Genomic DNA, 22,242 nt, shown 5'->3' with positions numbered 1-22,242 from the left:
CTAAATGTGAGCTTTCCTTAATTTCTTGAAACAAAGTTATAATACAAAAACTATATATCCTATAAGATTTGTAGATTAATTGAAAAAATATTTTTCATATCTTAAGTAGTCAGATTATTTATTACGATAAAGTTTGATGAATGCTTCCATTTCTTTTATCGAAAAAATGCTTTCAAAATCATCGTCAACGAAACTATAAATAATCAGTAGGTTGGGAACAATAATAAAGGTAGCTGGCAAGGGTACTTCTTTAGAAATTCCTGTTATTCTTTGCCAAATCGGGTAGTCTTTCGAATAAACGCCTAATAATTCTGCTATTTCATTATTTCTATCATGACAAATATTAAAACTTAATTTGTATTCATTGGCTAAAGTATCCAATTTGTCAGGTAATACATCTGTCATTACTAGGATTTCTGCTCCAATGTTTTTCAGTCGCTTATGGGCCTTCTGTAGTAATTCTAAGTGTATTTCTCCATAATTATTCCAAGAGGGTGAAAAAAAACTCAGCACCAATGGACGAAAAAGCATTAATTCGCTGAGCGTGAAATTGGGTTGATTTTCAATATTTTTGGGGAGGTTACTCCATCGCCCCATCTCCTTAATCAGCCAAAAATTTGGTGCAAAATTGCTGGCTTGTAAGGCTTTAGGGCGTTTTTTATCGATAGGTTCTTGCATGTTGATGAACTGTAAAATTATAATGAAGTGTTAAAAATTGAATTGATGATGCCTTTGCCTACTTGCCAATCTGCAAGGTTAGAATCAGCATTAATATGTCCTACCGAACCAATATTTACAAATTGGCTTCCCCAATTCCCTGCCCATTCCTTGGCTCTATCGATAGTAGCATATTCATCATTTATACTAGCAATCAATACACTTTTATAAGGAAGTTCTTCTGAAGGAATAGGCGAAAATCCTGAAATTTGTTTAGGAAAATCTTTTCTTTCTGAATCTGGTGGTGCTACAAACAAAATGCCTTCTATTTTATCAGAAGTGTATTTTTTAGCCCACAAAACTACGGCTAGACACCCCAAGCTATGTGCAATTAATACAGTAGGTTCTTGTAAATTACTAATAGATTTTTGCAAAGTTTCAACCCATTTTTCGACAACTGGCAAATCCCAATCTTCCTGTTCTACTCTGTTAAATACTGCTGGGTATTGCTGTTCCCAAATTGTTTGCCAGTGCTTTGGCCCTGAACTCCCTAAACCTGGAACCGTTAAAAAATGTACTGCCATGATTAATTACAAAAATTACGCTTATAAATATACGTCTAACAAGGTTAAACGAGACCTTTATTAGACTATAAAACCGATAGACAAAGATTATTAATCAAAGTTGTATTTGCAAATATTATTTAAAATTTCTTAATAATACAGTATCATAAATGCTCTGATTTTGCACTATTTTGCATCATATCAGGGCACCTACAGGTCTTATTTACTTATAATGATTTTAATGCTTCATACACCTTATTGAATTTTCTAAAATTTTCTTGGTACACACTTTCATGTGTGGGGTTGGGTGTAAATATTTTCTCATCTATATCCAGACAATGTGTGGTCATGCCAAAAGCATCTAGTCCAAGCATTACTGCTCCCCAAGCAGAGCCTTCAATGGTTTGTGAAACCACTACTTTCATTTGAAAAATATCAGCAGCAATTTGTAACCAGACATCACTCTTTGCAAAACCACCACTTGCCATAATAGTCAAATTTTTTCTGGCAGATTTTTCGGGTAACAAAATATCAGTAATACTTAACAAGCCAAACAGAATCCCCTCTAGCGTCGCTCGAATAAAATGTGCTTTTGTATGGTTGATTGTAATGCCTAATAAAGTTCCTTGAGCAGATGCATCCCAAATTGGCGCTCTTTCCCCTAATAAGTAAGGGACGAATATTAACCCATTCGAGCCTGCTTCAATCGTATTTGCTTGCTCAAACAGCGATTCAAATGATTCTTGGGTTTCTAAAATTGCTTCTTTTAACCATTGCAAAATGACGGCTCCATTATTTACTGCTCCTAACACAAGATACTGACTATCAACCAAATGATAGCATTGTGTGCGCATTTTAGCATCAATAAATGGTTCATCAATCGGTAACCTTACGGCACCACTTGTGCCAATCGTCAGAGACATTCTACCTTTTTCCATTGCCCCTGTACCCAGATTGGCTAAAGCTCCATCCCCCGCTCCTATTACCAACGTTTTATTACCAATGAGGGTTTGTGCAGTATGCTTAGGACTTACAATCGTGGAAAGTTTGCTTTCATTAATCTCTAGGTAAGCTAATATGTCCGTATTCCAAGTAAGGTCTGAGATATTCATTAACCCTGTGCCTGATGCCATTGAAGAATCTACCACAAATTCTCCTGTCAAATGATGCCAAACGTATTCTTTGATACTAATAAATTTATGCGTTTTGGTAAAAATATCAGGCTGATTTTCTCTTAACCAAAGTATTTTGGTCATCGGACAAAAGGTATGAATAGGAATACCCGTTTTGCCATAAAATTGTTTCCCGAGCTCACTCTCTTTCAATTCAGATGCTTCGGCACTCGCTCGGTTGTCTGCCCAAAGAATTACATCTGTTAATGGGTTTCCGTTTTCATCCACCGCAATCAAGCTTTGCATGGCGGAACTAAAACTGATAAAATACGGATTAATATGCTCAGTAAGTTTCTCAATACATTCAAGCACAGCCTCTAAAATATCAGAGGGCTGTTGGATACTCCAATCTGGTTCAGGATGATACATCTCATATTCTTTTGAATATTGCTGTATTATTTTCCCTTCATTTGTAAAAACAATTGCTTTGGTGGCAGTTGTTCCAATATCAATTCCTATATAAAAATGGCTCATTATCTTTCAATCGATAAATTCTGACGGAGTTCATCGATGTTAGGGTATCTAAAATCCTTTTCCTTTTTGTTTCTTTTGAGAGTGACTGTATCATCTCAAGCGTCTGAATTTTTATGGGATTCAGACGCTTAGATATCTTATTTTTTTTCTACAGCATGACCACCAAACTCATTTCTCAAAGCGGCTACTACTTTCCCTGAAAAAGTATCTTCCATTTGTGAACGATAACGCATCATTACCGACAAAGCAATTACGGGTGTAGGCACGCCCAAATCTAAAGCGGTTTCCAAAGTCCATTTCCCTTCTCCTGACGAGTGCATAATTCCTTTAATAGTATCTAAATTAGGGTCTTTTGAAAATGCCTTTTCTGTCAACTCCATCAGCCAACCACGCACTACCGAGCCATGGTTTAACATTTTAGCCGTTTTCTGGAAATCAATATCAAATTCTGAATGCTCAAAAACCTCGAAACCTTCAGCTATCGCTTGCATCATGCCGTATTCGATGCCATTATGAACCATCTTAGTAAAATGTCCACTTCCTGCTGCTCCAGTGTGTAAATATCCGTTTTCTACTGAAATATCTTTGAATACCTTTTCAACATAAGCAAATACTTCATCATCTCCTCCAATCATGGTACAAGCACCATTCAATGCGCCAGAAGTACCTCCAGAAGTACCACAATCTAAAAAATCAATTCCTTTTGTTTTTAGGTAATTATAACGCTTTTTTGATTCTTTATAATTTGAATTTCCTCCGTCGATAACAATATCAGAAGCCTTCAAAAAAGGTATTAATGTTTCTATTACTTGATCGACAATCTCACCTGCTGGCACCATCAACCAAATCACTTTTCTTCCGCTCAATTTTTGGGTTAATTCTTCAATAGAATTTGCAGGTTGTATTCCTTGTTCAGCAATTTTTTGAACAAACTCAGCATTCACGTCATTGGCAACTACTTCATAGCCGTTCCTATTTAAGTTAAGGGCTAAATTAAACCCCATTTTGCCTAAGCCTATAATTCCGATTTGCATAATGTTTTAAGTTTACTTTGTTGGATAAATATTAAAAAATGGTTTGAAAAGCTAAAATAAATAAAATGTAGGACGATTCGATGAATTATTTTTATCAATCTTTCTAGGATAAAATAAAGACTCCATGAAAACATGGAGTCTTGGGTGTTTATTAAGATTGGATAATAGTTGTAAGCATTGTCTGATATTACTTATCCCACCAAACTTTAGTATCAAGATTATCAGCCCCTTGACGAGCTACTGCCGCATCAAGATTTGTTTTATTGACTGATATTTCATCTACTGGATATGATAAGCGATTGATAAAATTTCCTTTAATTTCTTTTCCCGGATAAGGATTTGGTGCTAATGCTGGAAAGCCACTTCTACGGAAATTAGCAAAACCTTCAGGAGAATTCATAAATGATGACACCCAATATTGCGTGTTAATCTGCTCCAAGGCTTTTGTTGCAACAAATGGATTCGCCGTAAAATAAGCGTCAATAGTAGCATCAGATACATTAGAATTTGCATCATATTCTGTAAACTGCTGCATGTGTCCTTTTACACCTGCTTTGTAATAGTCTGATACATTCCCAGTTATCCAACCTCGCTGAGCAGCCTCAGCCAATAAAAGTTGTGACTGGCTATAGGTTACGAAGAAACACGGAGCATCAAATCTAGCTACTTTGGTTCTGTCTACTTGCGAATACAATTCTATGGCTCCTGGATAGTTAGGAGAATTAGCAATACTACTTTGGTCGTAGCCAGCAGGTATTCCAATCTGAGCAGCAGGGTCTTTTGTGAAATTGTTTACGTCCTGTAGTTTAGTATTATACTTCAAAGCGATAATGCCTAAACGAGGGTCATTTGTACTTTTCAAGAAGTTGACAAAAGCTCCGTGCAAATAAAAGTTGGCTCTTTCACTTCCGTTCAATTGGCTACCAATTTCATTGGTATAAGCGGCCGAATGGCGTAAAATACAATTATCAGCATTAGATAACATTACACCCCCTGCAAATGCTTTTTTCACATATGTTTGTGCGGTATTAGCATCAACTTTAGTTAAACGCATAGCGGCACGCAATAATAAAGAATAGCCTAAACGTTTCCATTTTGTTATATCCCCTGCATAAATAATATCACTTACTTCCTTGGTTTTGTTAGCATCTAAGGCCGCCGATGCTTCGTCTAATTCTTTCAAAATATCTGTATAGATAGCTTGTTGGGCATCATATTTAGGGAAAACTGTTCCTTGCAAATAACCTAAGCCTGCTTCACTATAGGGAACATCCCCATAACTATCTGTCAAAATCATGAAAGTATATGCCTTCCAAATACGAGCCATATTGTATAAGTTACTGCGAGTAGCATCACCTTTGGTTTTAGCAATAACATCTACCAAATGTTTATTTACTTCCCTGTAATATCTTTGCCAATTTACTCCTGTAACAGAGGTGTTATTTTGATTTACGTTTCCTCCTGCATTTACCCCAAGGTATGGACTAACGATTTGTTGCACAATCGCCGCTTCGTAAATAACAGATTGCCAAGTAAATGACGTTCTGAGGGTAGCATTGTTTAATTCATAAACAGGGTTAAGTGCTGTAGGGTTTACTTTGTTGGTATTTAACTCGTCAAAGCCCTTGTCACAACTGCTTAGAAAGCTGGAAGCGATTAGTAAGCTGAATATATATAAAGTTATTTTTTTCATTTTCTTAGTATTAACAATTGAGTACTTGTGAATTAATCCGATTAGAAGTACAAAAGAAGGTACTTAATAGCCTAAGGCTTATCACCAATAGCTTTTTTAGAATTTAACATTTAAGTTGAACCCAATACTTCTACTAGTTGGTAAACCTGTTGATTCCAACCCTACAAGGTTGTCAGACGAGAAGCCAAATTGCTCAGGGTCAAGGTTTGGCACCCATTTTTTAATCATCAACACATTATTAGCCACTGCATTAAGCTTGATGCCTTTGATAAACCAGTTTTTAGGTAATTTTTTAGTAAAGTCATACCCTATTGTAATTTGGCGTAACTTCCAGAAACCAGCCTCAGATACAAACTCTTCAGCAATGTTGTTAGCACGGATAGTTTCATAATACGACTGCAATGGTGTTTTAATAGCATTAGGTTCTCCTTTGCTGTTTACTCCTTCACCGATTACATAGTTTTGCTCACGTCCTACTAATGTTCCTTTGTGTAATCCTTCACGCCAAGCATTATAGTTTGTACCTGAAATCATTTTTCCTCCTAACTTAAAGTCAATCAAGAATGAAAATAGAATGTCGTTGTAACGGAAATTATTGGTAATACCTCCGACCCATTTTGGTAAAGCACTTCCAAAGCTCACTAAATCATTTGTTCTTTCTGGGCGACCACTTTGGTCGTTAAACACTTTACGTCCTTGTTCATCACGCTTGTAAGCAAAGCCATACAACTGTCCGAGGGGTAACCCTACTACCTGACGTAATACTCCTGTATAAATACCGCTTCCAACAGTGATATTTGTTTGATTTCCAGCTAATTCTAATACTTTAGAGGTATTATATGAGCCATTAATATTTACATCCCAAGAAAACTTATTGCTCTTTACTGGCGAGAAAGTAAGCATTGCTTCAATCCCTTCGTTCTGGCTTTTACCGCTGTTCAGCAAGGTAGTTTGGTAACCAGATGCATCGGATACTTGCGCAGACAGGATTTGGTCTGAGGTAATTTTCTTATAGTAAGAGAAATCTAAACCTATTTTATTTTGGAACAATTTTAATTCTACACCAAATTCTGTTTCATTCACACGCATTGGACGAAGTGATGCATTAGGAACTGTAGTCGTATTGATAGAACCAATTGGCTGATTCTGTAAAAGATTACTACCCACGGTATAAAATAAGTTGTTAGCATAAGGCTGTACGTCGGTATCACTACCTACTTCTGCATAAGCTGCTCTTAATTTACCAAATGATAGCCAGTCAGGCATCGTATTGAAAGCCTGAGTGAACACAAAACTTCCTGTTACCGAAGGATATTGAACTACGCGCGAACCAGGGGCAAGTGTTGAGAACCAGTCGTTACGGCTAGTTACATTTACAAACAAAAAGTTTTTATAAGAAATCTCAGCGGCGGCGTATAATGAATTTACCTGACGTTCACTAAGGGCATACAATGGGTCCTTTAATTGTCCATTCATTACCGTATAAAGTCCACGTACTACAAAGTTTTGAACGTATACACTATTATAGTCGCTACGACGATACATTTGGTTTCCACCTAATGTTAAATCGAAACTGAAATCACCAAAGGTCTTTTTAGCTCCAATCAAAAAGTCTGCGTTGGTTTCTCGGAAACGACGATTTTCTTGAGTATACTGACCATTTACAAAACCAGCAGGTGCCACACCTAAAGAAGCCTCGCCTGTTGGGTAGTTATAATCTTGGTCACGAGAATAAAAATCTTGTCCAATTCTACCTTGCAAATACAACCAATCTGTAAGATTATAACGGAGGGTAATATTTCCTAAAATACGGTCACGACGTATATTTTCAAAGCGTTCATATACTGAATAATAAGGATTAGTACGGTTTCTGAAACGAGACCACACATATTCGTCACCATTGGCATCTAAACGTTTAGATTCTAATAAATCAAAAGGCATAGAATTTGAAAGCGTGTAAAGAACAGTAGGTGTACTTAAATCTTGGTTACCGATTTGCGGTGGATTACGATTATATTCATTAGAATAATTTACGTTCCCCATTAAAATAAGCTTAGGTGTTAGATTATAGTTAAACCCTAAATTTATCGTTTTTTTATTGTAATCAGAATTTGGAACGATACTGGTATTACTCAAATTAGAAAGCGATAAATTGAATCCACCCTTTTCTGAACCAGAAGAAAGAGATACCGTATTTGTCCACGAAGTTCCAGTACGATAAAACTTATTAATACGATTATAAACTGGTTCGTAAGGTACTTCTATGCCATCAAATAAAATCTGCTTCATACCGGGCTGAAACTTCTCTCCAAAACTCCAAACACCCGTTTGAGGATTAGGCGTAGTTGGTCGAACACCATTTTCTCCCTGACCATATTCGTACTGAAAATCAGTATAATCCAATGGTGTATCGACTGTATAATTGCTATTGTACTCAATGCCTATTCCTTTTCCAGTTCCTTTGGTTTTAGTGGTAATCATTACTACACCATCCTTTGCACGAGAACCGTACAAAGCTGCTGCTGTTGCACCTTTCAAAACGGTCATCGTCTCGATGTCATCGGGGTTAATACTTGTCAAACCATCACCACCATCAGACGTATTAAAACTTCTATTCGCTAACGAACCATCACTATTTCCATTGGGGTTTGCTCCAAAGTTGGTATTATCCATCGGCACACCATTCACAACAATTAATGGGTTGTTTTGTCCATTAAATGACGACTGTCCACGAATCCTGATTTTACTCGTACCAGCAGGACCTGTTCCTAATGAAGTGATATTTACCCCAGCCATTTTTCCTTGTAAGCCATTCATAAAGTTTACTTGGCGGTTGGTGGTTATTTGTTCGGCATTTACACTAGCGGTAGCATAGCCTAGTTTTTTGGCCTCCTTCTTAATCCCCAAAGCTGTTACGATTACTTCTTCAAGGTTTTTAGTTTCGTCTACCAGCGAAACATTAATAATGCTTTTTCCGCCAACTACAATTTCTTGGGTAACATAACCAATAGAAGAGAAAATTAAAGTAGCATTACTAGGGATTGAAATTTTATAATTCCCCGAAGCATCGGTATTTGTTCCTTGATTAGTTCCTTTTATTTGAACAGCAACACCCGGAACAGCACTATTAGTTTTATCAGTAACAGTTCCCTTCACAACTAAATCCTGAGTCATTGAAGTAAATGAGCAAAACATCAAAGCCAAATATATAATGGCTCTGGGAAGAATCTGTGTTTCAAAATGACAGAATAGTCTAAGTTTTTTCATAGTTGAGTTAAGTTTTTGAATAAATTATTATGAGTTATTATTAAGAAATTTTAGGGGGTTGTAAACGATTAATTGATTACAAATAATTATTGTATTTAACGGGTTTTTGATTTTTTTTCCTTCTTAGTATAGTCCTTCGACATTTACTATTCACTTAGTTTCAACTTAAACGGCTGTAGATAACTATCTTTTTTGGTGAAATTATTGACATTAACTTCTCTTGTTAGGCTATTTCTAAATGATATAATTGAAGTATTAAGCACAAATTTTCATGGTTATTTCAAGAAAAACTTTCATTTTTTTACAGCGGTGATTTTTGTAATATTTTTATAAAAAATTGACCTAATTTTGTTTGAAATCTCACTCACTAAAACTTTCAATTATTCCATAACCTGATGAGTCAATTTATACTGTACCAAGGAAAGGCGAAGGAATTATCGTATTTCCCGTACATTATTGAGTTTGCCAATTATAAAATCCAAAATATTCAGCTCAATTCCCAAGAAATAAAAACAAACGAAGGCATCAGAATTTGTTTGATTATAGATGGGAAATTTGATTGGATTATTGACGGCCAACCATTTTTACTGTATCCAAACGACGTCTCGCTGACTTGTCCGTGGCAGTCAAGTGGGAGTAGTAAAGGAGCTTATGACATTGGTGCATTAATGTGGATTACGATAAAACCTTCTCATTTTGAAGCCAATGGAGAATTGGTTTTGGGCGAATGGAGTAGTATTTCGGAAACAGACCAAAGAGTAATTGGGAAAATCCTTACCCTTAATAAAAAACCTGTTCTTACACGTTTAAAAGCCTGTCAACAAATCTTTCAAAACATTGAATCAGAGTTATTCTCTAAAGAACTAGGTTACAGAACGCGGGTTAATCATTTAATTGATGAGCTATTGATTACTGCGGTGCGACATTTGAGCAAACAGGATAACCTCAGGCGAGATTTCCCACAAACTTTTTTGAAATTGGAGCAAACTCTTAGAGAGAACTTATCACATTCGTGGTCGGTAGAAGAAATGGCTGGTTTGGTAGGACTAGGCACAACCGCCTTTAGTGAAAAAGTAAAGGCATTTTCGGGTTTCTCACCCTTAAATTATCTTATTAATATCCGAATATCTGAAGCCATTAAATTATTAAGTCGAAAAGATTTAAGTTTGACTGATATTGCACTAGAAACAGGTTTTTATTCATCACAACATTTTTCATCGACATTCAAAAAACTAACTGGCTATACGCCTCGGGAGTTTAGAAAAAATACTGATTAGCTTTTGAGCTATGAGTGATGAGCCTTGAGCTTTTTTGTTATTGTCCAACATAAAGCTCAAGGCTTATGACTCATAGCTTAAAGCTAAAATTTTACCCAATTTTATAAACTTAAAAAAAGCTCACAGCTGATAGCTTACGGCTCATAGCTTAAACATACTATGGATTGTCTTATTACCATCGACATTAATACTTCTGCTGTTAAAGTTCATGCTTTTGATATGAATGGGCGACTGCTTTGTTGGAAAAAAGGTTCTTACCCAACCTTTCATCCTCAGCCAGATTATAGCGAACAAGACCCCGAGCAAATTTTTATTACTACCCTTTATATTCTCAAAAATCTATTGAACGAATATGTTCATCCAAAAAAATATAAAGTAACGGCTATTTGTTTTAGCTCTTCGATGCACAGTGTATTGGCAGTTGATAAAAATGGAACGCCCCTCGGGAATGCTATTATTTGGGCAGACAATCGAGGAGTAAAAGAAGCCGAAGCCTTAAAGCAATATCCTAAAGGAGAAAGTATTTTTAACACAACGGGAACGCCCATTCACCCTATGTCGCCCATTGTAAAGATTACTTGGATAAAAAACCATGACAAAGAGCGCTTTGCACAAACACATAAATTTATTTCGTTAAAAGAATATGTTATTAAACAGCTTACGGGAGAATATGTAGTCGACCATAGTATTGCGTCATCAACGGGTTTGTTTGATATCCATCAGCTTAAGTGGAATCAAGATTCATTGGATTTTGCAGGCATTACTGCTGACCGACTTTCTGAACCGCTATCTGTATTCAATACTAATTTATTTCTGAAAAAGGAATACTGTTTTACCTTGGGTTTGCCTGCCAAAACTACCCTGATTGTTGGGGCAAGCGATGGCTGTTTAGCTACGTTGGGAGCAGGAATTGTTGGGTCGGGCAGAGCTACCATCACCATTGGTTCGAGTGGTGCTGTACGTGTGGCTGGTAAAGAGGTACTAAAAGATGATAAGAACCGCTTTTTTAATTATTTACTAGCAGATGGCTATTATGTTTCGGGTGGACCAACGAATAATGGTGGCGTAGTTTTTGAATGGTTTGCTCGACAATTCGGTGATTTCTCTGGTGACTTAGATTTTGAGGATGTCGTGAATGATTTATTCAAGGAAGCAGCCCAAGTAAAGGCAGGTGCTGATGGCTTATTGTTTTTACCTTATTTATTGGGCGAAAGAGCTCCTTTGTGGAATGCCAATGCTCGTGGGATGTATTTTGGGTTGAATATCAGTCATGAACGAAAACATTTTGTACGTGCCACATTGGAAGGTATTCTTTTTGAAATTTATAGCATTGGTAAAATTCTTGAAACGCATAGGAATTTTGATAGCCTTTACATCAACGGTGCTTATGCGTCTTTACCTCTATGGACTCAGATTTTGACAGATATGTATGGCAAAACTATCTATGTAAACGACCATCATGATAGCGTAGCGTTAGGAACAGCTTTGCTTGGGCTGACACAACTAGGGGCTTATAGAAATTTGGAAGCAGCGGCAGCTACAGTAAAATCAAGCGAGACTTATCAGCCAAATCTTAAAAATCATGAAACCTATATGAAGTACTTCGAGATTTTTGAAAATTTAAGTTATAAGCTAAAGAGTGAGTTTGAGCAAATAGTGACGTTACAACAAAGCCTTTAAGCTAGAATCTCTCGTTCTAATATACATTTATTAGAACGAGAGATTTACATTTTTATTCAGCTTTTGTCAAATACTTATTAGCGACAAGGTCTGCTAAGAAAGCACCATACGAAAGTGTACTAATTTTCGATCCATTTGATTTAAGATGTCTATTAGCAAAGCTAACCATAAATTCCAGCGTTGTTTGATTAGCTGGAAACTCTAATCCATTACGAAATCCAACAATTATGTCAGGATAAGTCTCCCCTTCAAGCACCTCTCCATTTTGTGTTACATACTTCATCATAGCCAATTATTAAATTATGTTTTAGATATTGTAGGACAAACATAAGATTCTAAAGTCAGTGTGTCAAGTAAGGATTTATAAAAATTTCAGCAATTACCTTATTAAATATTTAAAGACCACTATAAAGTAGCTTCAAATAGCTTGGGTTTTACTACCAACGATACCATTTAAAAACGTACTTTTACGTTTTTAATGCATATTTTTCAATTCAAATTTTTAAAGACAAAACTATGAAATCAGTTAAACTGTTAATGTCCCTAATATTTACTTTAGGTGCTATGAATTTTGCCCAAGCTCAAACATCAGTTGATGAAATTGTAAAAGAGTGGGAAAGAGCCAAAACGTATACAAAAGAATACCTAGATGCGATGCCCGAAACTGGCTATGCCTTGAAACCAACGCCTGAAATGCGTTCATTCGCTGAACAAATGCTCCATTTAACTGATGCTAACTATGGTTTTACCGCAGCGGCAACGGGCGAAAAAAGTCCAGTAGGGATGGGAGAATCAGAAAAGAGTACTGACAAATCAAAAGCAAACGTTACGAAATTGGTAATGGCAGGTTATGATTTTGTAATAAGCAGTGTAAAGAAAATGACTCCTGCTCAATTGAACGAAAATATAAAATTGTTCGGAAGATTTGACATGACCAAAGGAATGGCATTAGCTAAGTGTTTTGAGCACCAAACTCACCACAGAGGACAAACTACTGTTTATATCCGCTTGGCAGGTGCAAAACCACCACAAGAGAAATTGTTCTAACGATAAAGTATTAAAACAGTAAAAGCCAACTCAATGAGTTGGCTTTTACTGTTTTTAATCAAAATTACTATTTCAAAAGCTTGATTTTAATATCTTTAAAGTAGGCAACACTTTTAGGATCATGTCCTTGTAAAGCGATTGTGCCAGAACTAAGTTTTTTCAAGCCACGGTCTGCTGGAAGTGTTTCTGACTCAGTGTAATCAACAGCTACTTTATCATCAATTTTGATGATAATCCTCTTACCCTGCACAATGATATGATACTCATACCATTCATTATCTTTCGCCAGATTTTCTTTCACATCATTGATACCGTACAAACTACCTGTTTTACGCCAGTCGCCATGCGTTTGGTTTACTTGCACTTCATAGCCTTTTTGTGGCCAGTCTGATGCTTGGTAAGCCGTATGGATAAAAATACCAGAGTTTGAGCCGGGTAAAGTTTTTGCTTTTAATTTCAGTTCAAAATTCTTGAAATCATGGTTTCCAACAGCCCCTTCATAAAATAAGTGAGCACGTTCGCCTGCTACTTTTATCGTTCCATCTTCAATTGTAAACGTAGAAGGGTGTTCTTCATTTACATGCCAACCTGCAAAAGTTTTACCATCAAACAGAGAAACCCAGCCTTTTTCTTTTTTCTGAGAGAAAGCTAAATTAATTGATAATAAAAAACATAGTAATAATGATAGTTTTTTCATGATTGAATTAAGTTGAATCCCTTTTTAAGGAATGAATTTTATTTATAATCGCTAATTTACGAATTCATTTGGTCAGTAAACATCTAAAGTTGTTGTATAGGTTCCTGTAGGGTAATTCTATCTATATACATGGAATAAACTTTTGTATTATTCTCTATCCTCTGGTCGCCATCTAAACACTAATATTCCTATATTTTCTTGGGTCTGTCAAACTTAATTTGCCATGCTAAAATCAGAGAGAAATTAGGTAAAAAAATACTTATATTTTTATTCATTTTAAGCTAGAAATGATTGTTTAGGTCTTACTTTTGAGGAATCTTTTAATACACACAGCTTATGGAAAATGTAGAAATATTATCTCGGATTCAGTTCGCTTTCACCATCGCCTTTCATTATATATATCCCCCTTTAAGTATTGGACTAGCCCTCGTGATGGTTTGTATGGAAGGCTTGTATTTAAAAACAGGTGATAAAGTTTATGAACAACTAACACGTTTTTGGATTAAGATTTTTGCCTTAATTTTTGGCATTGGAGTAGCCACAGGTATTGTAATGGAGTTTGAGTTTGGTACAAACTGGGCTTCTTATTCACGCTATGTAGGCGATATTTTTGGTTCAGCTTTGGCCGCAGAAGGTATTTTTGCTTTTGCCTTAGAATCGGGTTTTTTAGGCATTTTAATTTTTGGGTGGAATAGAGTAAGTCGAGGGGTACATTTTTTTGCTACTATTATGGTCACACTAGGCTCTATGTTTTCAGCCGTTTGGATTGTAGTTGCTAACTCTTGGCAACAAACTCCAGCGGGTTATCACATTGTGGGTGAAGGGCTAAAAGCAAGAGCAGAAATTACAGATTTCTGGGCAATGGTTTTTAACCCGTCTTCAGTAGATAGACTATCGCACGTTTGGATAGGTTCTTTCTTAGCAGGCTCGTTTTTAGTACTCAGTGTTCATGCATATTATATTTATAAAGAACGCCATGTTGCCCTTTCTAAAAAGGCCTTTAAAATTGCCCTTACAGTAGCCACCATTTCAGCATTAGCCCAATTATTTACAGGGCATCGCTCAGCAGATGGCGTATCTATAAATCAACCTGCTAAACTAGCCGCTTTTGAAGGTCATTATGATAGTTCAGCCGTAGCGGATATGTATTTATTCGGTTATGTAAATACCAAAACGGAGCAAGTAACTGGACTGAAAATACCCAAAGGTTTAACATTTATATTACACCAAGACTTCACCACACCTGTAACTGGTCTCCGAGCATTTCCTAAACAAGACCGACCATCAGCAGTAAATTTTGTGTTCCAGACGTATCATTTAATGGTTTCAATAGGAATGGCTCTGATTGCTCTTACTTTATTAGCCTCTTTCTTTTGGTACAAGGGTACTTTATTTAAGCAAAAATGGTTGATGCTTGTCTTTTCTTTTTCAGTACTGTTACCACAAATTGCCAATCAAGTAGGTTGGTATTCCGCTGAAGTAGGTCGGCAACCATGGGTAGTATATGGATTACTAAGAACCTCTGATGCCTTATCAAAATCTGTCAAAGCCAATCAGGTATGGTTTTCATTGATTATGTTTACTATCATTTACGTTTTACTATTTTGCTTGTTTATCTATCTTTTGAACAAAAAGATAAAGCACGGCCCTGTTGAACATCATCACACTGACGAGATAATCCATTCGTCTAAGCGTAACAACCCTATTTTAGATTAAGAGATTTCTACAACTCTTTTAAACTCAACAACTTTAAACTCAAAAAGCTTATGGCTACTTTTTTAGGAATAGATTTGCCCACTTGGTGGTTTGCCGTCATTGGGGCAGTTTTTACTGGATATGCTATTTTAGATGGCTTTGATTTAGGGGCTGGTGCTATTCATTTACTCTTTAAAAAAGAAGAAAGTAGAAGAATTGCCCTCAATGCCATTGGCCCTGTTTGGGATGGCAACGAAGTCTGGCTAGTCATTGGTGGTGGTGCCTTGTTTGCAGGTTTTCCTGAAGTATATGCTACCTTATTTTCTGCCTTTTATATTCCCTTTATGTTATTTCTGATGGTCTTGATTCTAAGAGCCATTGCCATTGAATTTAGGAGTAAAGAAACGATGCTTTGGTGGCGACAAATGTGGGATATTGTTTATTCGCTTGCCAGTACGCTGATTGCGTTTTTATTAGGTGTTGTATTGGGTAACCTTATTCAAGGTATTCCGATTGATGAAAATTTTGAATATCAAGGAGATTTTCTACAACTGCTAAATCCTTATGCTTTACTGACGGGTCTTACTACTTTGGCATCTTGTACGATGCACGGTTCTATTTATTTAGTGATGAAAACCGAAAGCAGGCTTTATACAAAGTTATCTATTATGGTGCGTGATACCAGTCGCTTTTTTGTGATTTGTTACATTATGCAAACGATGGTGACTTTGGTGTATTTTCCAAGTATGGCTGCTAAATTTAAGGCTCATCCTACGCTTTTTGCAGTACCGATGCTTACGGTTTTAATTATTATTAATACCCGTAGATTGTTAGAAAAAGGGAAATATATGTTGGCTTTTTTATCGTCTGCCTTTACAATGGCGTCGCTTTTAGTAACAGTAGCCATCAATCTATTCCCTAAAATTATCCATTCTACGCTAGACCCTAAAAATTCTATTACCATTTATAATGGAGCTTCTTCTGAAAAATCCTTGTCGATTATCTTACTCTTTGCTGCGATTGGTGTCCCTATTGTAGCAACCTATACCTTTTTTGTATTCTGGACTTTTAAAGGGAAGGTGAAGCTAGATGAAAGTTCTTATTGAGGATTGAGTGATTTGTGAATTAGTGATTTAGTGAATGTTTTATAAAAAGTAGGTATTACTCATGGCATGACTGACAGAGATTTGTATATTCTCAAAATAGCTTTCAAGTCATGCCATGAGGTATCTTTTAATATTTACACAAACAACAAACGGTAACCGCAAGGGTTTACCGCTACATATTTGACCATTTTAATCATAGAAATAATTAAAATAATTCCCTACATCGAAATTAAACTATTAGCAGAAATGCCTAAATTTTGATGCAAATTTTTAATCATTTTAAGGCTTAGCTGTCTTTTTCCATTTAACACTTCTGATACTCTATTTTCCCCTCCAAAATATTTAGCCACATCTTTTTGACTAAGCTGTAATTCAGCCATTCTATATCTTATCGCTTCAATAGGATTTGGCTTGGGCAATGAATAATTCTTCTTTTCATATTCGCTTGCCAAAATAGTAACAGCCTCTAATATTTTTTCTTCCTCAGAACCTTCTGGACATTCTAATAACAATTCAATAAGCTCATTTGCTTCAGCAAATTCTTTATCATTAGTAATTGGCTTGATTTGAATTTTCGTTTCCATTATTTTAAATATTTGAAATGTCTTTTATCTTGTCATATTCCTTATGAGTACCCAAAAATCTTACATAAACCGCAAAAAATTTATACCTGACATACACTATTAATCTGTATTTGTTAAGAGCAATGTTAAAAACAATTCTCCCATTACCCACAATATCAGCTCCTTTAAAATCTTCTATCATTTGATTAGGATTTTCATAGGTATTCTCCTCCATTTTCTCATACCAGATTTCCAATGAGGTTCTTGCATCAGGATATTTATCCCAAAACTCTTTTAAGGTTTTATGTGAGTATATTCTCATAAGTACAAATATAACTAAATAGTTCCACAATTTGGGAAGTTTAAAGGTTTTTATGGCATGAAAAATTACATATCACCCCATAAAAGTCTTCGTTAATTTCCTCACTTTATCATCGCTCGAATTTGTACTTCTATTTCTTGTGCTTTGGCTTGTGCTTCTTCCAAAGGTAAACCTTTATTCATTTCTGGGCGACGGTGTCCAATTCTTGTAAGCCATGCATCTTTCATAATATTCTGTCGTTGTGTAACTAACTTCAAAAAAGCATCTGGATCAGCAATATTAGTGAGCGTTGCTTGAACTGTTGGAGCTTTGGCTACGTCTAAAGCTCCAAAGTGCATTAAAATACTTTTTGCCATAATCCAATGTCCTGCTTCACCTGGATGTATGCCATCATTTGCCAAAGTAAAATAGCTTTCAATGCCTAACCTCTGGTCTAATCTACGATGGGCATCTACTACTCTTTGCATAGGGTAATGTACGTCTATCACTTCCCATTTTTCTTTTTTTCCTTGACTTAACAACCAGTCGGAATAGGCATCCAATACGTCAGCATAACCAATCTTTTTACCTCTTGTTTCATCATACATAGGTGGTGTAAGGTGAATAATTTTGGCACCAGAAGCTATCACTTTATCATGCAACCATTGAATACCTTCTTTGAATTTTTGAAAACGAACTAAATCCAGCGGTAAGTAAATACCATCATTCATGCCATAAGAAGCAAATACTAAATCTGGCTTGGTCTGTGCTAATACCCTCGACAAACGTTCATGCAAGTCAGGACGAGGAAATCGACCATCTGCATGTCCATCTTCCGAAAGACCAGAAACTGTTTCACTGGGTAAACCCACATTGATAAACTCTATTTTCTGGTTAGGAAAATGTGCAATACAATAGGCTTCAATATCATTTACATAAGAACCTGCATAGGTAATACTATTCCCTAAAAACAACACTTTTTTAACTTCTGGTTTGAACAATTGTACTTGTGTAAAAGCTGTTGAACCTAATAAAATAAGGAATAAGAATAAAACACTTTTTTTCATAACTGAAATTATTTACTGAATCTCGAACTGATAAGTTCCTGCTGTTAGTGTATTAATTTTTAATTGCTTATGGGTATCCGACACTACTTTTTCTTCAACCGTATATTGTTTTTGAATGTGCTGAGCTTTTTTTACAGTAAGTAAAACCGTTGCTGTGGCATTTGCGGGAATTATAATATCATATAAAATTTTTGTGCCTACTCTTTTCCATGAAGAGATGATTTTCCCTTGTGGTGCATCATGTGAAGCTTCAAATTGCTCAAGGTTTTCGACAAAATTGGGGGCTAAGATAATATTCTTAAATCCTGCTTGCGAGGCATCAGGTTTAATCCCTCCAATACCTTTATACAACCATGCCCCGATTTCCCCAAACATAATATGGTTCATTGAAATATCACTTTTAGCATCAATCGGCCAGTTTTCATAAAGGGTGGTCGCTCCATTGGCAATCCACCAACCCCATGAAGGGAAAGTTTCTTGCGAGGCTACTTTATAGGCTACATCAGCATATCCGTTTTCACTTAAAGCATTCAAAATGGCTTTTGTACCCAATAAGCCTACATCTAAATGATTATTGTCGGCTTCTACTCGCTTGGCTAAATTGGCGGCTACTTTAGCTTTCAATTCCTCAGGCACTAATCCCCAATATAGCGGAACACTTAATTCTGTTTGGACGCCATTACCATAAATACCCGTTGCTTTGTTTAAATATTTGTCGTTAAATGCTGTTTTAATCTTATCCGCCAAAGCTGAATATCTTTCATAATCAGCGGTTTTCCCGAATAATTTTGCAGTTTTTGCTAAGATAGTAACATCTACAAAATAGTAAGCAGACGACGTTAACTCTACTGGCGTTTTAGATTTAACAGGCACCCAATCGCCCAATCCCCAAGTGGTTAATCCAGTCGGACTGATAGATTCTATGTGATTGACATAGCGTTTAAGATTTTCATAATTATCAGCCAAAATCTTCGTATCGCCATAAAACAAATAAATATTCCAAGGAATAATCGCAATGGTACTCGTCCAGTCTGGTCCATTTCCCCATTCATAACCCCAACCATCTGTAGGAATGATAGACGGTAAAACACCATTGGCTTGTTGCTCATCGCGGTGGTCGGCAAGCCATTTTTCATAAATTGTGATACCGTCAAAATTATACAATCCTGTTTCGCTTGCAATGTGGGCATCGCCCGTCCATCCGTTTTTTTCTCTTTGTGGACAGTCAGTTGGATAACCAAATAGATTTGATAAATAAGCATTATTGGTAGCAGACCAAATTTTGTTAATCGTCGGGTTCGATGAATTAACTTTTCCAACAATAGGCACATCGCTATGCATAAAATAACCTACTAAACTTTCTTTTTTCAGCGTTATTGGTTCGGTGCTTGTTACCTCTACATATTGAAATCCTTTGTAATTAAAATGAGGCATAAAGCTTTCTTCGCCTTTGCCTGATAACGTAATAATATCTACCTGAAAAGGGTCTTTATTATCAGTAGGGCGATAATGTACATCAATATTCGACAAGTCGGCACGTCCCTCAGGGTACAGTCTTTCAGCATGTTTTAAGCGTAAAACTGTTCCTATTTTTCCCGAAACCTTAATTTTACTTACTCCCGAGATATTTCTGCCTAAATCAAAAACATAGGTAGTATCATTGATTTTATTCAAGCTTTTGGTCGTAATTTCTTCTACATTTCTAATCGGCTGCAAAGCCTGAGCGACGATATTATTAGAAGGAGCTGTTCTGAAAATAACATCTTTCCATTGTTTATCATCAAAATTGGCTTTGTTCCAATCTGGTTGTTCTAGTCGAGCATCGTAATGTTCTGCGGTGTAAATACTATTGAAAATAATGGGACTCAAAGATGTTTTCCAATCTTTGCCCGAAGCAATTACTTCGCTGGTTCCATCATCATATTTCACCCGAATATCCATACAAAACGTTGGTCGCCCACGCCAAGGGGCTTCGTGAAAATACCACACAGCTGTAGATTGATGATTGTACCAACCATTGCCCAAGAGTACACCAATAGCATTTTTACCCGACTGTAATTGTTTTGTCACATCATGCGTAACATACAAAGTACGTCTATCAAAACGCGTGTACATGGGGTCTAGTCGGTGATTACTAATTTTTTCGCCATTGATATATAACTCGTACAAACCAGCTACGGCAATGTAGGCACGTGCCGAAACGATTTTCTTATTAGCATGAAAGGTCTTTCTAAAATAGGGAGCAGGCTTAGTATTTACATCCCTTGAATCGCTAATCCAAGCACCTTGCCAGTTGCTCATATTCATCATGCCAGTTTCAAAACTAGCGATTTCCGAACTGGTTTGCTGACCGTCCTTATCCCAAGCAATTACTCGCCAATAGTATTTTGTAAAGGCTTGTAAAGGTTTGCCCTGATAACTTACTAAAGTCTGTTGATTACCCTTTTTGCCAGTATTCCAATCTTTGCCAATGCCTTTTGTTAAAGACAATGAATCAGTATTCACCAAAATTTGATAAGCCGTCTGCTTTGCTCCTTGTCGGGCATCAGTCAACTGCCAAGTAAAACGTGGCGAAGGTGCATCTATCCCCAAAGGATTAACCAGATACTCGCATTGCAGTGCTGTGACTTTACAAGGGGTACTAGCAAAAATGGATTGACCCAACAATAAGAAATTCAAGATAAGGAATAGACGAAAAAGAATGAATTTGTGCCTCATGGTTTTGTTTAAGAATGCGTCTGAATTAAAGAGCGGAAATTACGGAGTAAATCTGGATAAACTATTCTCGGTTGTGGGTTAATATTTTCACGCATTTGTAGAACATAATTGACTAATAATAAATTATTACCCATAAGCTAATTTTGGTTTTTATCTTAAAAATTAATGTGTTACATTAGGTTTATAAATTAATTCTTAGAAAAAGTTTAAAGTACTCAAAACTTTTGAATATAAGAGTCATGTATAAACAGAATATACCTTCTCATCATGAAACATTGCATTTGGTGCAGAAAAACAGAGCAAGAAACACCTTTTAATAAATTAGCACATACTATTCCAAAGACTTTAGGTGGACAAGACATCTGTATAAACGTATGTGACAATTGTAACCTTTATTTTGGTTCACATTTTCAAGGAAGCCCTTCAATTGAAACAATTATTAAAGAGACTTTTAATATCTCAAGAATTCGATTACTTGGTCCAAAACAGAGTGTTGGGAAGAACAGAGAAATAGCTAGATTTTCTTCTGTATATTTTAAAGTAGATCTTAAAAAACATAAAGTAGAGCTTAAACCAGCCTATAGATTAAAGAAGGGTTTCCAAGAAAAAATAGGTAGACAAATAAAGAAAGGATTGTATAAAATATTTTTAGAGGAGATAGAAAGACAAAAGTCTGATGGACACAACCCAAATTATGATTTTATTCGTGAATTTGCTCGTTATGATTTGGGGGATTATCCTGTTTTCTATTTTGAAAGACTATATGGAATAATTGCAATGGGTGAAAACTGGGCAGTTCGACCTGAATTTTTTTTAGACCAAGACCAACAATTCAGTTACTTAGTACGAGAGCCAAGCTTTTTTGAATTTGAGTTGTTAGGACATGTTTTTGGAATAGTAACTTCTAGATATTGGGAACTTACAATAGATAATTATATAAAAAAAACCACAGAAGCAAAGAGACAGTTTTTTCTTCGATGGAGGTTAATAACCAGTTTCAATGACATTGATTTATCACTTAGTATTTTGGATGACTTTCACCGACCATAGAATTTTCATATCCAATATTATCATCGTTTTCCCCATTGTTGGAGTTTGTTCTCCAACAACACGAGCGCAACTCACGCTGTTTCAAGTCTTATTTGACTTGGAACTGTCTTGTCCTAAAATAAGTTGACAGTCATTTTTGACCTTGACTTCTTTTCTGATTTTGTATTTCTGTGTATGTTTT

The 22,242-nt window shown here is 36.0% G+C and carries 18 protein-coding genes; 6 read left to right on the top strand and 12 right to left on the bottom strand.

The genetic code is table 11. The features are described 5' to 3' along the window. Positions 1–114: 114 nt before the first annotated feature. From AC07N0_RS22710 to AC07N0_RS22685, 6 genes are all read right to left on the bottom strand, one after another. Positions 115–678: a redoxin domain-containing protein gene (locus AC07N0_RS22710; protein WP_494591129.1), complete on the bottom strand. Its 564-nt coding sequence runs from the start codon at positions 676–678 to the stop codon at positions 115–117. 17 nt (positions 679–695) lie between these two features. After that, the gene (locus AC07N0_RS22705; protein WP_492803897.1) at positions 696–1,241 is read right to left on the bottom strand and encodes an RBBP9/YdeN family alpha/beta hydrolase; all 546 of its coding nucleotides are present in this window, start codon (positions 1,239–1,241) and stop codon (positions 696–698) included. Between the two features lie 206 nt (positions 1,242–1,447). Continuing rightward, positions 1,448–2,866: a gluconokinase gene (locus AC07N0_RS22700; RefSeq protein WP_494591128.1), complete on the bottom strand. Its 1,419-nt coding sequence runs from the start codon at positions 2,864–2,866 to the stop codon at positions 1,448–1,450. Between the two features lie 137 nt (positions 2,867–3,003). Next, on the bottom strand, positions 3,004–3,900 hold the full coding sequence (gene gnd / locus AC07N0_RS22695) for a phosphogluconate dehydrogenase (NAD(+)-dependent, decarboxylating) (protein WP_494591127.1): 897 nt from the start codon (positions 3,898–3,900) through the stop codon (positions 3,004–3,006). A gap of 187 nt (positions 3,901–4,087) precedes the next feature. After that, positions 4,088–5,593, bottom strand: coding sequence for a SusD/RagB family nutrient-binding outer membrane lipoprotein (locus AC07N0_RS22690; RefSeq protein ID WP_494591126.1), 1,506 nt, complete (start codon positions 5,591–5,593; stop codon positions 4,088–4,090). Positions 5,594–5,689: 96 nt separating this feature from the next. Then, positions 5,690–8,860, bottom strand: coding sequence for a SusC/RagA family TonB-linked outer membrane protein (locus tag AC07N0_RS22685; protein ID WP_494591125.1), 3,171 nt, complete (start codon positions 8,858–8,860; stop codon positions 5,690–5,692). A 395-nt stretch (positions 8,861–9,255) separates the two neighbouring features. Here AC07N0_RS22685 and AC07N0_RS22680 point away from each other — a divergent pair, with 395 nt between their 5' ends. Together AC07N0_RS22680 and AC07N0_RS22675 are read left to right on the top strand one after the other, a co-directional pair. After that, positions 9,256–10,137 (top strand): helix-turn-helix domain-containing protein, encoded by an 882-nt coding sequence (locus tag AC07N0_RS22680; RefSeq protein ID WP_492803888.1) that lies wholly within the window; start codon positions 9,256–9,258, stop codon positions 10,135–10,137. Positions 10,138–10,296: 159 nt separating this feature from the next. Continuing rightward, positions 10,297–11,817 (top strand): gluconokinase, encoded by a 1,521-nt coding sequence (locus AC07N0_RS22675; protein WP_492803887.1) that lies wholly within the window; start codon positions 10,297–10,299, stop codon positions 11,815–11,817. 52 nt (positions 11,818–11,869) lie between these two features. On the opposite strand, the gene AC07N0_RS22670 is transcribed toward AC07N0_RS22675, so the two are convergent. Further along, positions 11,870–12,103, bottom strand: coding sequence for a hypothetical protein (locus tag AC07N0_RS22670; protein ID WP_492803885.1), 234 nt, complete (start codon positions 12,101–12,103; stop codon positions 11,870–11,872). Positions 12,104–12,354: 251 nt separating this feature from the next. Between AC07N0_RS22670 and AC07N0_RS22665 the strand changes: the two genes are divergently transcribed. Beyond that, positions 12,355–12,864 carry a DinB family protein gene (locus tag AC07N0_RS22665; RefSeq protein WP_494591124.1) on the top strand — a complete coding sequence of 170 codons (510 nt, stop codon included), beginning with the start codon at positions 12,355–12,357 and terminating at the stop codon, positions 12,862–12,864. A 67-nt stretch (positions 12,865–12,931) separates the two neighbouring features. Here AC07N0_RS22665 and AC07N0_RS22660 read toward each other — a convergent pair whose 3' ends face one another. Beyond that, complete coding sequence (locus tag AC07N0_RS22660) at positions 12,932–13,561, bottom strand: 3-keto-disaccharide hydrolase (protein ID WP_494591122.1); 630 nt, start codon at positions 13,559–13,561, stop codon at positions 12,932–12,934. A gap of 336 nt (positions 13,562–13,897) precedes the next feature. Here AC07N0_RS22660 and AC07N0_RS22655 point away from each other — a divergent pair, with 336 nt between their 5' ends. Together AC07N0_RS22655 and cydB are read left to right on the top strand one after the other, a co-directional pair. Continuing rightward, positions 13,898–15,277, top strand: coding sequence for a cytochrome ubiquinol oxidase subunit I (locus AC07N0_RS22655; RefSeq protein WP_494591120.1), 1,380 nt, complete (start codon positions 13,898–13,900; stop codon positions 15,275–15,277). Positions 15,278–15,327: 50 nt separating this feature from the next. Then, positions 15,328–16,362 (top strand): cytochrome d ubiquinol oxidase subunit II, encoded by a 1,035-nt coding sequence (gene cydB / locus AC07N0_RS22650; protein WP_492803880.1) that lies wholly within the window; start codon positions 15,328–15,330, stop codon positions 16,360–16,362. Between the two features lie 218 nt (positions 16,363–16,580). Here cydB and AC07N0_RS22645 read toward each other — a convergent pair whose 3' ends face one another. The 4 genes from AC07N0_RS22645 to AC07N0_RS22630 all read right to left on the bottom strand — a co-directional run bounded on the left by AC07N0_RS22645 (position 16,581) and on the right by AC07N0_RS22630 (position 21,011). Further along, on the bottom strand, positions 16,581–16,946 hold the full coding sequence (locus tag AC07N0_RS22645; RefSeq protein ID WP_494591118.1) for a helix-turn-helix domain-containing protein: 366 nt from the start codon (positions 16,944–16,946) through the stop codon (positions 16,581–16,583). A 4-nt stretch (positions 16,947–16,950) separates the two neighbouring features. Continuing rightward, the gene (locus AC07N0_RS22640; RefSeq protein WP_494591117.1) at positions 16,951–17,247 is read right to left on the bottom strand and encodes a type II toxin-antitoxin system HigB family toxin; all 297 of its coding nucleotides are present in this window, start codon (positions 17,245–17,247) and stop codon (positions 16,951–16,953) included. 101 nt (positions 17,248–17,348) lie between these two features. Continuing rightward, on the bottom strand, positions 17,349–18,293 hold the full coding sequence (locus tag AC07N0_RS22635; RefSeq protein ID WP_494591115.1) for an SGNH/GDSL hydrolase family protein: 945 nt from the start codon (positions 18,291–18,293) through the stop codon (positions 17,349–17,351). A 12-nt stretch (positions 18,294–18,305) separates the two neighbouring features. Then, entirely contained in the window at positions 18,306–21,011 is a 2,706-nt protein-coding gene (locus tag AC07N0_RS22630; protein WP_494591114.1) for an alpha-L-rhamnosidase, read from the bottom strand. A gap of 267 nt (positions 21,012–21,278) precedes the next feature. On the opposite strand from AC07N0_RS22630, the gene AC07N0_RS22625 reads away from it, so the two are divergent. Further along, positions 21,279–22,061, top strand: a complete 783-nt coding sequence (locus tag AC07N0_RS22625; RefSeq protein ID WP_494591113.1) for an HNH endonuclease — start codon at positions 21,279–21,281, stop codon at positions 22,059–22,061. The last annotated feature ends 181 nt before the right edge of the window (positions 22,062–22,242 follow it).

Source organism: Arcicella sp. GW821-FHT09D11, from assembly GCF_059416265.1.
Note: the sequence above shows the minus strand (reverse complement) of the source record. Positions and strands in the feature narration are given on the sequence as shown.